Source organism: Congregibacter sp., assembly GCF_047617445.1.
Lineage (GTDB): Bacteria > Pseudomonadota > Gammaproteobacteria > Pseudomonadales > Halieaceae > Congregibacter.
In genome coordinates this window covers 27,292-42,098 of sequence record NZ_JBLGBE010000027.1, presented here as the reverse complement: position 1 = coordinate 42,098, position 14,807 = coordinate 27,292, and the positions used below count along the sequence as shown (strand labels likewise).

Below are 14,807 nucleotides of genomic sequence, written 5' to 3'. Positions count from 1 at the left end.
ATAGAACGTCCCCCTTGAGTAAGTAATCGAAACCCCGATGCGACGCCCAACGACTTACCGACGCACAGCAGTCCCCTATCCAAGCCGCTAATCGGTCCGGCCGATGCGACTGAAGTACGATGGTTTTCAGATATTGCCTCCCGGTTGATGTGATTCAAGTCCCAGCCCTGAGTAAATCTGATCAGACAGGGCGCCCGTGACACGACAGCCCCTAAGCGCGACCGATATACTAGAACCTTCTGGATTACTCAGGGATGTAACAGTATGAGCGGGACAGCCTATAAAGGCATTATTCTCGCCGGTGGCTCGGGCACCCGACTTCACCCGTTAACCAGCACGGTGAGCAAGCAGCTAATGCCGGTTTATGACAAGCCGATGATCTACTACCCCCTTGCGACCCTAATGGAAGCTGGCATCCGCGATGTGTTGATTATCACGACGCCCCGGGACCAAAAAGCGTTTGCCGATTTACTCGGCGGCGGTGAACAGTGGGGCATCAATATCAGCTATGCGGTGCAACCTAGCCCCGATGGCTTGGCGCAGGCATTTATTCTCGGTGCTGACTTTGTGGCTAATAACCCCGTAAGTCTGGTTTTAGGGGACAACATCTTTTATGGCGATGGCTTCTCAAAGAGCCTGCGTCATGCCGCAGAGCGACAAAATGGCGCGTCGGTTTTTGCTTACTATGTGAACGATCCAGAGCGTTACGGTGTTGTTGATTTTGACAGCGAGGGCGTGGCAAGCAATATCGAAGAGAAGCCAGCCAATCCGCGTTCTCACTATGCCGTCACTGGTCTGTACTTCTACGACAATGACGTCGTCGACATCGCTAAGAACATACAACCCTCACCCCGGGGTGAACTGGAGATTACCGATGTGAACCTCGCCTATCTCAAGCGCGGTGACCTACATGTCAAAGTAATGAGCCGCGGAACCGCCTGGCTTGATACCGGCACCCACAATTCACTTCTCGACGCGGCCAACTTTATTCGCGTGGTAGAGGAGCGACAGGGTCTCAAGATCGCCTGTCCCGAAGAGGTCGCCTATCGCATGGGATATATCGATGCAGAAGCCCTTCAGGCACTGGCTGCGCCGCTTATCAAGAGCGGCTATGGCGAGTATTTGATAGGGCTACTTCGCGAGGAAGGGGCTGTTCGAAATGCAATTTGATACCACGCCCTTGCCAGGCGTCTACCTGTTGACGCCTTCGGTGTTTGGCGATGAGCGTGGATTTTTTGTGGAAAGCTGGAACGCCAAAGTGTTCCGCGAGGCGGGCTTTGATCTGCATTTTGTGCAAGACAATCATAGTCGCTCTGCCCAGGGGATTCTGCGAGGGCTGCATTACCAAACTAATCACACCCAAGGAAAACTGGTGCGAGTCACAGCTGGCAGTGTGTTTGATGTTGCCGTAGATCTACGTCGGGACTCACCTACCTTAGGTCAGTGGTATGGCGTGACTCTGGATGCAAAGTCCCAGCAAATGCTTTGGGTGCCGCCAGGGTTTGCGCACGGCTTCTACGTCACCTCTGAATTTGCGGACTTCCAATACAAGTGCACCGATAAATACGACCCAAAGAACGAAGTCAGTATTGCCTGGGATGACCCAAGCTTAGGGATAGAGTGGCCATTAGTAGACGGTAGAGCACCTTCACTGTCTGGCAAGGACCAGGCCGGCATGGCATTTGTGGACGCCCCGCGACTTCCTTAGCGCCGTATCCCGGTTCACAGCACACAAAACTAGTACGGTCCCAAGAGTCGAAAAACCACACTGCCTTCCAATGTCTCTCCGGCGGCCAGTAAAGTAGGCGCTGCCACCGCCGGCAATCGCCGTGATGCCATCGCAGCAGTCAAGTGGGTCACAGGCTCCACACAAATCAGAGGCTTATCCCTGGGCCGAAAAATATGCATCGCCGTGAAGATGGGATCGGCTGACAGTTCGAGTTGTCGATCACTCCACTCCAGGCGCAGTTTGTGTTGCCAGCCGTCGAAATCACTATCGATTCCCAAAGCTGGCAGCTGACCCATCGCCAATGCCTCGCACTGTGGTGCTCCGGGTATATAGGCCGTGGGCAATCCCGTTTTATCAATCGGTAAAAAAGCCCCCGTCGCGCCCCGAATGCTAAGCAGGCCAGCGCTGGGAAAAGCCGGATGCAAGCCCAGTCCCGCCGGCATCTGACCCGAGCCGGAATGCACCAATTTTAGGTGCATTCGCAGTTCCCCGGGCGTGAGAACACAGCTTAGCTGAGCGCGGTACTGCCAGGGCCAGGCATCATCGCTGCCGTCATAGCTCAGCCGCAGAGAGTCTGGCCCCACACTATCTACAACCCAGGGCTTCTGCCACGCGTATCCGTGAATCGGATACGCCGACAAGTCAGGGCGATTGGCGGCTAGTCGATGGCGCCCTAATTCAAGCTCTCCGTCCGTAATTCGATTGGCAAAGGGAATGAGAGGAAAACAGGCTGGCACACCTATGGACGCAGCAAGCCCATCGTCGACGAGCCAATCACGGTATTTGCCATTGTGCAGCGACTGAAGGGATAGGAGCGAAGCGCCGGCCTCGGGAGCTATCTCCACACGCAAGTCAGCATGCTCTAGGTATAGGGTGCTCATGGCTTTCGAACTTGTGATCAAAGGTTCGCCTGCCGACAGCTCTGAGGCTCTCGCGACGCTAAGCCTGGACCAGAGGACGCCACCAACTTTCATTGTCGAGATACCAGTCCAACGTGCGCTCGATGCCGGTCTCAAAAGTCTCTGCGGGCGCGTAGCCCAGCTCGCTCATAATCCGGCTCGCATCAATCGCATAGCGCCAGTCATGGCCCGCTCGATCCGTCACAAAATGAATAAGACTATTCGCTGGTTCGCCGCGGCATTGCGGTGCATTGGGGTAACGTTCTTGCAAGGACGGGTCTGCCGTAAATCTCGCATCGAGGCGTTCGCAGAGCAAATTCACAATAGCCAGATTGTTCCACTCGTTGTTGCCGCCAATGTTGTAACTCTCGCCGACCTGGCCTTTGTTGAGCACAAGATCAATACCACGACAGTGATCCTCTACATACAGCCAGTCACGAATATTGCTCCCGTCACCGTACACGGGTAACTCAAGGCCACGCAGAATATTGGTCATGCACAGGGGAATGAGCTTTTCCGGGAAGTGAAACGGACCGTAGTTGTTCGAGCAGTTACTCGTGCTGACCTGAAGTCCATAGGTGTGCTGATACGCGCGCACCAAATGATCTGATGCAGCTTTGCTAGCAGAGTAGGGAGAATTCGGTTGGTACTGCTGGGCTTCAAAAAAACCGGGCGCGTCCGGCGCCAGGGAGCCGTAAACCTCGTCGGTGGACACGTGATGAAAGCGGTGTGGTTTTCCGTCTCCTTCCAACCAAACCGTGCGCGCTGCCTTGAGTAAGCTGTGCGTGCCGATGATGTTGGTTTCTATAAAAGCATCGGGACCCGTGATAGAGCGATCAACGTGACTTTCCGCGGCAAAGTGCACGAGGGTATCAACCGACTCATCGCGCAGGAGCTGTGTGACCCGGGATTCATCGCAGATATCAGCATGCACAAAACTAAAGTTGTCCCGGGCCTCGACGGCGGCAAGATTTGCACGATTCCCCGCATAGGTCAGTGCGTCATAGCCAATAACACGATCATCGGGGTGCGCCGCCAACCAGTAGTGCACAAAGTTTGAACCAATAAACCCCGCAGCTCCGGTCACCAGTAAGGTCTTAGGCATGATGGTCGGCCTCCTTGAGTCGTGTGAGAACGACGCGCAGTTGACTGCGCCAGTGCGTCGGCAGTATGTCAAAGTCCTGCCAACTCTGGGTTTTATCTAACACGCTATAAGCCGGGCGTTGAGCCGGCGTAGGGTAATCCTCGGTGCGGATGGGCTTCACTGCCGCCAGGTTGGTCAGCAAGCCAAGAGCGTAGGCTTCTTCGCCAATGGCCAGAGCAAAGTCATACCAACTACATACCCCTGCGTCACTCCAATGATAAATCCCCGATAAACCGGGACGGTCCGCCGCAGCCCACAGAGCACCGGCGAGTGATATCGCGTCAGTAGGCGTACCCACTTGGTCCGACACCACGCTGATCTCATCGTGGGATCCATGGAGTCGCAACATCGTATGCATAAAGTTTTGACCATCGTGGGAATACACCCAGCCGGTTCGCAAGACCAGACAATCAGCGCCTGAGTTCAACGTCGCCTGCTCACCTGCCTGCTTACTTTGACCGTAGACACCCAAGGGCGCGGTTAATGCGTCCACAGGATAGGGTGAGCTACGCGAGCCATCGAAGACAAAATCGGAGGACACATGAAAAAAGCGAATGCCTCGTGCCGCGCAGGCGCGTGCTAAAACGCCCGGAGCCTCCGCGTTCGCAGCAAAGGCAGCGGCTGAATCTTCTTCGGCGCGATCCACCGCAGTGTAGGCCGCGGCATTAATCACTAACTGAGGGCGTTGTGCATCCAGCGCCGCCTCTACGGCGGCAGGATCACAGATATCACAATCGGTCCGACTCAGGGCACAGACATCGACAGATGACGGTGCGCTCAAACACAGCGCAGATCCGAGCTGACCCGCCGCGCCCGTCACCATCACCTTGGACAACAGTTGCTCAGGCATGTCTAAGGCCGTTTGCGTGGCTAGGCGTCATAGCTCAAACCGTCTGACTATGCGCTTCGAGCCAATCTCCGAGCTCACCCAACACCTGGGCCTGCTCCGGTTCATTAAAAATCTCGTGATACAAGGTCGGATACAGACGCAGGGTCTTATCCGAACTTCCTACCCCGTCAAAAAAGTGCTGCGATCCACTGACCGCAGCCATGACATCGCCCTCACCATGCATCACAAGCACGGGTAGTTCGATTTCACTGCAGCGCTTTTGCAGGTTCTCCATGGCAGCAAACAACTCAACCAGCAAACGTGCAGTGATTTTCCCACTATGAACCAGCGGGTCCTCCTGATACCGGCGCACAACGTCTGCGTCACGACTGACTTCGCTGGCATCCAACTGCAAGGCACCCAGCTTTGGAACTATCGATGCCAGCACTTTGTTGATAAAGATCGCAAAGCCGCTGGGAGGCACTGGCACCTCGAAGGCTGCTCCAGAGAAAGCTGCACCTGCGAACCGCGACTGCTTTTCGATTAGATAATTTCCCGCAATGAGACCACCCATACTGTGGCCAATAATGAAACAAGGCACTCCAGGATAGTCAACATCAGCCCGCTCTCGTAGAGCATCCAGAGCAGGGTAGAAGTCCTCAAACTTGTTGATAAAACAACGGTGCCCCGGCGTCAGGCCGTGGCCCGGATGATCGGGCGCGAAGCTCGCGATATTCCGCGCCGCCAGCGCCTCAGCAACATGCTGATAACGGCCGCTGTGCTCGCCTAGTCCATGCACGATGAGGGCGACGGCCCGAGGCGACTCAAGATCCCAGCGGCGATAAAACACGCCGCTATCCAGAGTCAGTTCCTGTACTGCAAGGCTGGCGGTTTCACTCATGGCTTTGTCTCTTATTAGCTTGAGGTTTGTATCCGCTTGCTAGTTGATCACGCAACGGGGCTTAGCCAATCCGAATTTTGCGGCCGATTACCGCGCACCGCATCGAGGTACATCGATTGCATTTGTTCGGTGATCGGACCCCGACTGCCGTTACCGATTTCGCGGCCGTCAAGCATCCGTATAGGAACAACCTCTGCTGCGGTGCCGGTAAAGAACGCTTCGTCAGCCACATACACCTCATCTCGAGTAATGCGTCGCTCCAAAACCTCCAGACCCAACTCTTCGGCAAAGGCGAATATCGTAGCCCGCGTAATACCCTCTAAACAGGAAGTCAGCTCTGGCGTATGAATCTTGCCCCGACGAACAATAAATACATTCTCACCGCTGCCCTCGGCAACGTAACCCTCATTGTCCAGAAGTAAGGCTTCTTCCGCACCAGAATCCAATGCCTCGCGCAGAGCTAGCATCGAATTAATGTAATTGCCGTTAGCTTTGGCTTTGCACATGGTGATGTTCACGTGATGCCGCGTGAAGGACGAGGTGCGCACCTTGATACCCCGGGCCACAGCTTCCGGTTCCATGTAAGAGGGCCACTCCCAGGCTGCGACCATGACGTGGGTCTTAAGCCCGTCAGCGCGCAAACCCATGCCTTCCGATCCATAAAAACACATGGGCCGCAGGTAGGCTTCTTCCAGATTGTTTTCACGAACAACATCACGCTGCGCCTCGTTCAGGGTTTCCCTATCAAAGGGCATATCCATGGCGAGAATTTTTGCCGAATTAAAAAGGCGGTCCGTGTGATCATTTAGCCTGAAGATACAGCTGCCGCGATCGGGCGTCTTGTAGGCGCGCACGCCCTCGAACACCCCAAGTCCGTAGTGCAGCGTATGCGACAGCACGTGCACCTTGGCCTCACGCCAGGGAATCATCTCCCCGTCGAGCCAAATAGTGCCGTCGCGATCCGCAAAATCCATGTTGTTCTCCTACTTACTGTTTATGTTTTCCGTCGGGCTTGAGCACATTCTCAGCTTCCGTCGGCGCTGTTTCTTCATCCCATTGGACGTTCGCAAAAAGCGACTCCCAAGCAAGCTGTACGCTGCTTCGCTGCGCGGCAAACCGCGCGCCTGTCAGATTCCGCGACTGCTGCTGTAGCGCCAACTGATGCGTAGCGCTTCGCAATTCGAGATAGGCCTGTACTAAAGCCTGGCACTGTTCCTTCTGCAAATAGCCACTGTGGGCCAACGTTTCCAGAATACGGACATTGTCTGACCAATCGGCCAGAGACGAATCTTGAGATGCCCAGGCGAGAACACTATATTGCACCATAAATTCGATATCTACGATACCGCCGAAGCCCTGTTTGAGATCCAACTCTGAGTCCTCGGCAGTCACCTGGGCATGACTGCGCATCTTCTCCCGCATGAACACAACCTCCCGGGCCAGATCAGCGGGATCACGGGGTACACAGAGAATATTCCTGCGCAGGTTCTCGACCTTTTCGGCAAGCACGTCGTCACCCGCCACCGGCCGCGCCCGAACCAGGGCTTGATGTTCCCAGGTCCAGGCATCGTCTCGTTGATATCGCTCAAATGCGGCAAGCGTGGACACCAGCAAGCCTGAAGCACCGGATGGCCGCAGGCGCATGTCAATCTCGTAGAGCTGGCCCAGACCCATGCGAGTTTCCAGAATATGGATCATTTTCTGACCCAGTCGGATATAGAAGGTTGCGTTATCTATGGATCGTTCGCCGTCGGTATATCCACCGGCTGTTGCATCGTAGATAAAAACCAAATCAAGGTCCGAGGCGTAGCTCAGTTCGATACCCCCAAGCTTGCCATAGGCCAAGATGACAAAACCGCGCCCAGTACTCTCTCGCGCAGGCTCACCGTAGCGCAGAGAAAGTTGAGCCCAGGCAAGGGCAAGCACCTGCTCCAAGCAGACCTCGGCAATAAAGCTGAGTTTGTCACTGACCTTCATTAATGGCAGTCGGCCCGAGAGCTCACTCGCCGCGACTCGCAGGACCTGGGACGCTTTAAAATACCGCAGGGCATCCATGTGCCCTTCAAGATCTTCAACGGTCAATCTCGCCAGCTGCTGACGCAGCTCAGACTGCAGTGTCTCTCGCTCTGGTGCTGTATAGAGGCTCGCACGGTCGAGCAGCTCATCCAGGAGTGCCGGCCGTGTACTCAATTGCTCTGCTATCCAGGGACTGGCCCCACACAACGCTGCGAGGTCTGCAAGCGCGGGCGGGTTTTCAATAAGCAACAATAAGTAAGCGCTTCGCCGGGCCACAGCACTGACCAGGGGCAAGGCGCGTTCCAGCGCCAGGTCGGGATGCTCGGACTCTGCGCAGGCCTCCAGCAACAGCGGCATAAACCGATCAATACGCTCTCGGCCTTCTGTCTGGAGGCTTTGCACCCGTCGGGATTCAAACAGCGTGCGCAGACGCCCGGCAAGACCCTCCGCATCGCTAAAACCCAAATCCGCCAATTGCTCAGGGTCACAGTCAGCACCCCACAAGCCCTCACTTTCCGGCGCCGGAGTCGAATCCTCGGCTTCCGCAATGAGCGCGGCAAAGTGCCCTGCCACGCGCTCGCGATGTGCATCAAGGACCACCATAAATGCGGGGTAGTCAGGAAACCTCATGCAATGGGCGAGGGCCGCGCAGGCCGTCTCCTGATCAGGAAGCTCCTGCGTTTGCCGGTCTTCCCATGCCTGAATCCCATGTTCAACATCGCGTAAAAACAAGTAGGCCGCCTGTAGCTCCTCGACCACCTCCTGTGGAAGACAACCCAGATGAGCGCACTCAGCAAGCACAAGTGATAACTCCCGACGCTGCAGACTGCTGTCTCTCCCGCCGCGAATGAGCTGAAAACACTGCGCGATGAACTCGATTTCTCGAATCCCGCCGCTGCCCAACTTGACGTTTCGCTGTAATCCCCGACGACGAACTTCAGCCACAATGCGTTGCTTCATTGCACGAAGGCTTTCTATTGCGCTGTAGTCGACGTAACGACGGTAGACAAAAGGCTGCAGGCAAGCCATGAGAGTGTCTCGAAACTTGTTCTGGCCAGTGACTGGCCGGGCCTTGATCAGCGCATAGCGCTCCCAGTCTCTTCCCTGTTCCTGATAATAGGCCTCCAGTGCCGCAAAGCTTTGAACCAAGGAGCCGCTCTCTCCATAGGGCCGCAGACGCATGTCCACACGAAACACAAAACCCTCGGCAGTCACCGGATCAAGCAAAGCGATGAACGCCCGGCCCACGCGGGTGAAAAACTCTTCATTGCTGATGGAGCGATCAGCACCCTGCGTTTCACCTCTCTCGGGATAGGTAAAAATCAAATCAATATCTGAAGAGAGGTTGAGTTCACGAGCGCCGAGCTTACCCATAGCCAGCACGACAAGCTCCTGATGTTCGCCGCTATCATTCCCCCGGGGCTGCCCGTACTTGGCTTCGAGTTCTGCCGTGCAGTGTTTCAGGCCATGCGTGATGCAAGCATCCGCCAACCAGGAAACGTCCCGCGCGGTCTCAAGGGTGGGCGCCAAACGGTTAAGGTCACGCCAGATAATCCGCTGCATCTGCCGCTGTCGAAAACGTCGCAGTACAACACCGGCTTCTTCATCACTGGAGGCAAGTAAGTCGCCCAGCCCAGATTCGAGATCGCCGTCTCGCAGGGACCTTGCAAACTGCCCAGCATTGCATTGCTGCACAAGTAACCACGGTCTACGCCGGAAACTCTCGGCAACGTAGCGGGATCCAGCAAGCACGGTGGCCAACTGTTGCGGGAAACCTTCGAGTGTAAGCAGTGACTCTAATTCCGCCCGCTCTACAGGCTCCGCGGCATCAAGAATAGCTGCCCAGGCCTGCTGCACCGTCTCCTTGAGAAGCTCAGGCAAAACGACCTGTTCAATCATAGGCTCATTGCCCCAGACGCAAAGCCAAAAGTAAGCCCGGCCATGGTTTACTGGCTTATCGCGGGAGCAACTCGCAGCACCTCTTCCACGGTGGTCTCACCGAGGGCAACACGCCCGGCCCCACTAACCCGTAAAGACTGCATACCTTCGCTAAAAGCGGTATCACGAAGGCGCGCGGTATTGATATTCGCCACGATCTCTTCCTGAATCGCGGCGCTATTGACCAGCACCTCGTAGATTCCCCGGCGACCGCGATAGCCCGTATCCCGGCAGGTTTTACAGCCCACGGCCTCGTAGATCTCTTTAGGAGCCGGGATGTCAAAAGGCTGCACGAGCTCCCGCCAACCATCGATATCGGTAGGCTTTGCCCGTTTGCAGTCATCGCAGAGAATGCGCACGAGTCGCTGAGACATGATGCCGCGCAGGGTCGCTTTTACAAGATACGCCGGCGCACCAAGTTCCAGCATGCGAGAAATCGAGCTGGGCGAATCATTTGTATGCAGGGTGGATAAGACAAGGTGTCCGGTCAGCGCCGCCTGAATCGCCATGTTGGCAGTTTCCAGATCCCGAATCTCACCAATCATGATGATGTCGGGGTCCTGGCGCATCAGGGTCCGCACCCCGGTGGAAAAGTCCAAATCAATCCCATGATTGACCTGCATCTGATTAAACGAGCCCTCGACCATTTCTATGGGGTCTTCGATGGTACAAACGTTAACCGCGGAGGTCGCTAGCTGTCGCAGCGTGGAATATAGCGTGGTGGTCTTACCGGAGCCGGTGGGACCGGTCACCAGTACAATGCCATTCCCCGTGCCGGTCATCGCGTGCCAGCGGACCAGGTCGTCATCAGCCAGCCCCAAGGCTTCAAAACTCTTTTGCAGCACTTCGGGATCGAAGATACGCATTACCAGCTTTTCGCCGAAGGCCGTGGGAAGTGTGGAGAGACGCAATTCCACTTCGGCTCCCTCGGGACTGCGGGTTTTGAGACGACCGTCCTGGGGACGACGCTTTTCGGCAACATCCATACGGCCCAGGATCTTGATGCGGCTGGTCACCGCGGCACAGACCTGCTCGGGTAACTCGTACACGGTATTCAGAACACCGTCGATTCTAAAGCGCACGTTGCCGACATTGCGACGCGGCTCAATGTGTATGTCACTGGCACGCTGCTCAAAAGCGTACTGCAGCAACCAATCTACAATACTGACGATGTGCTGATCATTCGCGTCTGGCTCGCGCATGGATCCAAGCTCAAGCATCTGCTCAAGATTGCTGATGCGGCCAGTGGCAGCGCCTTTGCCTGCCGCTCGCGCACCCCGCACCGACCCGGCCATGGTGTAAAACTCAGCGGTGTACCGCTGCAAGTCGCGCGGATCGATAATGACGCGACGAATCTGTTTGCGCAGCACCTGCTCCAGGTTGACCTGCCAGGCGCGCTGATAGGGCTCTGCACTGGCGATCACGACTTCTTTGTCACTGACGTCCACCGCAAGAATGCGGTGTCGCTCGGCAAACGCCCGGGACATTACCTCGGAAACCTCCGCCACCTTAATCTTCAGTGGGTCAATTTCAAGGACCGCCTGGCCACTACGGTCGCTCAACCAGGCGAGCAGGCCCGTCATATTAAGTATCTGGTCGGGATTTTCGAGGTCTTTGAGCTTTTGCTCGGCGAGAAACACCAAAGGATGAATGACGCCCGGTGACAGGCCCTGTAAACGACGAAGATCGCCCGCAGCGATTCGACCGTCGGTAAGCAACCCTTCGAGCAAGGCCTTAAGCGTAAGCAAGCGCTCGGACGACTCGCTAGTTTCCGGCTTAAGCATGCAAAAAACCCCTGTTTTCACGGCTAATGGCGCCTGCGCATGCTATCACAGGCGGATGCTCAGACTCTCGACTTCGCAGCAATAAAGCCTTATTAATAGTAAGGTCATATTTCATAATCCGAAGCAAGACAGATGACACAAACAGGCCCTATACTCCGCAACTTCGCGAGACTAGAGATTTCGGTTTCATGACGAGTCCTTTGGGCAAGCTATTTGGCAGATCACCGATCGTGCCAATCCAGCAACATATGCAGCTCGCGCAGGAGACCGTGCAGCTACTCTGTGAGTTATTGTCCGCTAGCGCGGACCAGGACTGGACGCGCGTTGCCGCGATCCACAGCGTGATCGACAACACCACTGCTGAAGCCAGGAAGCTACGCCGCGAGATACGTCAACATCTCCCGCGGAGCCTGCTCCTTGCTGTGCCGCGTTCAGATCTCCTGGAGCTCCTGGATATCCAAAATCGCATCACGGTTTGCGTGCGAGAGATCGCCAGGCCCGTTGCGCTGAGAGGCATGCAGTTCCCTGCGCCACTTCGGACGGTTCTCGACAAGCTCTGCAGTCTCTTAGCGGCGACGGTGGGTGAGGCACTAACGGCAATCCGTGAGCTCGATGAACTGATCAGTCAGGGCTTTGGGAAACACGAGCGTAAAATTATAGCGAAGATGCTGAGTTCTCTAGAGCGTCAGGTGCGGCGCTGTGATACGCAGCAACAGCGCCTGGTGCGTCAACTCAGCAAAGTCGAGGACAGTTTTCCGGTCCTCGACGCAGTTTTTTATCACCAGATCGCCGCTGCACTTGCCGAATTGGGAGATGCCTGTGGGGAAGTGGGTGAGCAGCTTGAACTGCTCTTGGCACGCTAGTCTGAACTGAACCTACGGATACTAGATCTTGGAAATTATTGCTGCCTACGGCCCACAATTCCTGGGCCTTGCGTGTATAGCTGGATTCTTCATGGCTTGGGGCATTGGTGCGAATGACGTAGCCAATGCCATGGGGACCTCCGTCGGCTCTGGCGCGCTAACCATTCGACAAGCGATTCTCATCGCGATCGTTTTTGAGTTTCTTGGTGCTTATCTCGCAGGCGGAGAAGTCACCGAGACTATCCGCAAAGGCATTATCGACCCCGGCCTTTTAGAAGGGTCTCCGGAATTGTTGGTCTACGGCATGATGTCGGCCCTGTTTGCCGCAGGCACTTGGCTACTCATTGCCAGCGTCCGTGGCTGGCCTGTATCCACGACGCATACTATTGTCGGTGCTATTGTGGGATTCGCAGCCGTGGGCATCTCCGTAGATTCCGTAAACTGGAGCCAAGTCGGCACCATCGCGATTAGCTGGATCATTTCACCCGTTCTTGCCGGAATCATTTCTTTTGCGCTGTTTACGAGCGTCAAAGTGTTCATTCTCGACCATGACGACCCGTTTACCCGCGCCAAACGACTCATCCCCATCTATATGTGGATCGTGGGTTTTATGATCTCCATGGTAACCCTGCTCAAAGGCTTAAAGCATTTGGGCCTCGAACTTGACTACGGACTGGGATCAAAGTTTGCGAATGCCATCCCGCTCTCTTTCACCATTGGCCTCATCGTCGCCGTTATCGGCGCGTTGCTGCTACGCAGAATCCGCTTCGAACCCGATGAGAACAATCGTTTTGCCAGCGTTGAACGCGTCTTTGGCGTGTTGATGATGTTCACCGCCTGCTCCATGGCCTTTGCGCACGGCTCAAATGACGTGGCAAACGCCATCGGGCCACTCGCAGCGATCACGAGCGTTGTCCAGTCCGGCGGCGCGGTGAATGCGACCACCGTAATGCCTGGGTGGATTCTCCTTATTGGTGCTCTGGGAATCGTTGTTGGTCTGACCACCTACGGGTGGAAGGTGATTGCCACTGTCGGTAACAAGATCACCGAACTCACCCCCTCTAGAGGTTTCGCGGCCACGCTTGCTGCAGCAAGCACAGTGGTTTTTGCCTCAGCCACCGGACTGCCTATTTCCACCACCCATACCTTAGTGGGCGCAGTACTTGGCGTCGGTCTCGCCCGGGGTATTGCAGCGATCGATTTACGCGTCATTGGCTCGATTTTTTTGAGCTGGCTCATCACGCTTCCCGCAGGCGCCATACTCGCTATTATTTTCTTCTTCACGCTACGCGGTATTTTTGGCTAAACCCTCGACGCCCGATATCCATGGCAATTCAGCCACAGCTCACCGATGCTCGGAATATGACTGACCAACACAGCTCCCCCATTTCATGGTTCCGCAATACCGCGCCCTACATTAATCGGCATCGCGGCTCGACCTTTGTCATCGTTATACCCGGAGCGGTGCAGGAGAGTGCTGCACTGCCGAGGCTGCTCCACGACGTAGCACTGCTGCGTAGTCTTGGCGTGCGCTTAGTCCTGGTTTTTGGCAGTCGGCCGCAAATCGACAAGCGCCTGCAAGACCACGGGGTTAAGAGCACCTTGCACCGGGAACAACGTATTACCGATAGCGAGTCACTCCCGCATGTGCTTCAGGTGATCGGTGCCCAGCGCATAGAGTTAGAGGCGCTATTGTCCCTGGGCCTGCCAAACTCACCGATGCAAGGCGCCAAGCTGCGGGCAGTGTCGGGTAATTTTGTTATGGCTCAACCTTTGGGCGTGGTGGACGGCATAGATCATCATTTGACCGGTCGGGTTCGGCGCATTGACAGCGAAGGTATTGATTCACTACTGGACGGCGGCAACCTGGTGCTGCTGTCATCTCTGGGTTATTCGCCCACCGGAGAAGCGTTCAACCTGAGCCTCGCCGACGTCGCGATCAGTACAGCCCGGGATTTAAAAGCCGATAAGCTGATTATTCTCGGCCGCAGCGCGGGCGTTCATGACAGCGATGGGCTCTTGATCAAACAATATGCAGTTGACCAGCAGGCCGCAGTTGCTCCAACGGATAGCGAAGAAGCCCGCTTACTGCGTATGGCCTGTGCAGCTTGCCATGCCGGCGTTCCCCGGAGCCACATCGTCAGTTTCGAAGATCCCGACGCGTTCCTAAGTGAGCTCTTCACCACAGACGGAAGCGGCACCCTGGTAACAAGTCGTCCCTATGAACAATCCCGCTGGGCCAGCATTGCAGATGTGGGTGGTGTTCTAGAACTCATTGCGCCACTGGAAGAAGCAGGCGTATTACTCAAGCGCTCCCGGGAACTACTCGAGGCAGAAATAGGCCGTTTTCGAATTCTCGAACGAGATGGCCGCACCATTGCCTGTGCCGCGCTGTACCCCTTCCCGGAGCAACAAAGCGCTGAACTGGCCTGTATCGTCTCGCACCCGGACTATCGCGGAGAGCAACGAGCAACGCGTCTCTTGCAGGAGTTGGAGCAAGAAGCCCGAACTCAAGGTCTCACCGAGGTGTTTGTGCTGACGACCCAAACGGCGCATTGGTTTCTGGAGCAAGGATTTGCAAAAAGCTCTCTGGATACGCTGCCTCCCTCCCGGCAGGCCCTGTACAACTTACAGCGCAATTCCAAAGTCTTTTCCAAGACGCTGACACAGCGCTCGTAACGCCCAAGCCTTGGCTCTCAAGCCC

General features: G+C 55.9%; 12 protein-coding genes. 5 read left to right on the top strand and 7 right to left on the bottom strand.

All coding sequences use genetic code 11. The features are described 5' to 3' along the window. Positions 1-264 precede the first annotated feature (264 nt). Positions 265-1,170 (top strand): glucose-1-phosphate thymidylyltransferase RfbA, encoded by a 906-nt coding sequence (gene rfbA / locus ACI9KD_RS08490; RefSeq protein WP_414980734.1) that lies wholly within the window; start codon positions 265-267, stop codon positions 1,168-1,170. Beyond that, the gene (gene rfbC, locus ACI9KD_RS08485) at positions 1,160-1,708 is read left to right on the top strand and encodes a dTDP-4-dehydrorhamnose 3,5-epimerase (protein WP_414980733.1); all 549 of its coding nucleotides are present in this window, start codon (positions 1,160-1,162) and stop codon (positions 1,706-1,708) included. The genes rfbA and rfbC overlap by 11 nt, the downstream gene beginning before the upstream one ends. A 29-nt stretch (positions 1,709-1,737) precedes the next feature. On the opposite strand, the gene ACI9KD_RS08480 is transcribed toward rfbC, so the two are convergent. The 7 genes from ACI9KD_RS08480 to ACI9KD_RS08450 are packed head-to-tail and all read right to left on the bottom strand — an operon-like array spanning position 1,738 to position 11,240. Further along, positions 1,738-2,610 (bottom strand): aldose 1-epimerase, encoded by an 873-nt coding sequence (locus ACI9KD_RS08480; protein WP_414980732.1) that lies wholly within the window; start codon positions 2,608-2,610, stop codon positions 1,738-1,740. A gap of 58 nt (positions 2,611-2,668) precedes the next feature. Beyond that, entirely contained in the window at positions 2,669-3,733 is a 1,065-nt protein-coding gene (gene rfbB / locus ACI9KD_RS08475; RefSeq protein WP_414980731.1) for a dTDP-glucose 4,6-dehydratase, read from the bottom strand. Then, complete coding sequence (gene rfbD, locus ACI9KD_RS08470; protein ID WP_414980730.1) at positions 3,726-4,622, bottom strand: dTDP-4-dehydrorhamnose reductase; 897 nt, start codon at positions 4,620-4,622, stop codon at positions 3,726-3,728. The genes rfbB and rfbD overlap by 8 nt, the downstream gene beginning before the upstream one ends. A gap of 34 nt (positions 4,623-4,656) precedes the next feature. Continuing rightward, positions 4,657-5,502, bottom strand: coding sequence for a lysophospholipase (locus tag ACI9KD_RS08465; RefSeq protein WP_414980729.1), 846 nt, complete (start codon positions 5,500-5,502; stop codon positions 4,657-4,659). A 47-nt stretch (positions 5,503-5,549) separates the two neighbouring features. Continuing rightward, a complete protein-coding gene (locus ACI9KD_RS08460) occupies positions 5,550-6,476 on the bottom strand; it encodes a branched-chain amino acid transaminase (protein ID WP_414980728.1) in 927 nt (308 codons plus the stop codon). 13 nt (positions 6,477-6,489) lie between these two features. Continuing rightward, complete coding sequence (gene glnE, locus ACI9KD_RS08455; RefSeq protein WP_414980727.1) at positions 6,490-9,417, bottom strand: bifunctional [glutamate--ammonia ligase]-adenylyl-L-tyrosine phosphorylase/[glutamate--ammonia-ligase] adenylyltransferase; 2,928 nt, start codon at positions 9,415-9,417, stop codon at positions 6,490-6,492. A 47-nt stretch (positions 9,418-9,464) separates the two neighbouring features. Further along, positions 9,465-11,240, bottom strand: a complete 1,776-nt coding sequence (locus ACI9KD_RS08450) for a GspE/PulE family protein (RefSeq protein ID WP_414980726.1) — start codon at positions 11,238-11,240, stop codon at positions 9,465-9,467. 188 nt (positions 11,241-11,428) lie between these two features. Here ACI9KD_RS08450 and ACI9KD_RS08445 point away from each other — a divergent pair, with 188 nt between their 5' ends. The 3 genes from ACI9KD_RS08445 to argA are packed head-to-tail and all read left to right on the top strand — an operon-like array spanning position 11,429 to position 14,782. Further along, on the top strand, positions 11,429-12,103 hold the full coding sequence (locus tag ACI9KD_RS08445; protein WP_414980725.1) for a DUF47 family protein: 675 nt from the start codon (positions 11,429-11,431) through the stop codon (positions 12,101-12,103). 28 nt (positions 12,104-12,131) lie between these two features. After that, positions 12,132-13,409, top strand: a complete 1,278-nt coding sequence (locus tag ACI9KD_RS08440; protein ID WP_414980724.1) for an inorganic phosphate transporter — start codon at positions 12,132-12,134, stop codon at positions 13,407-13,409. 20 nt (positions 13,410-13,429) lie between these two features. Further along, on the top strand, positions 13,430-14,782 hold the full coding sequence (argA, locus tag ACI9KD_RS08435) for an amino-acid N-acetyltransferase (RefSeq protein WP_414980723.1): 1,353 nt from the start codon (positions 13,430-13,432) through the stop codon (positions 14,780-14,782). Positions 14,783-14,807 lie beyond the last annotated feature (25 nt).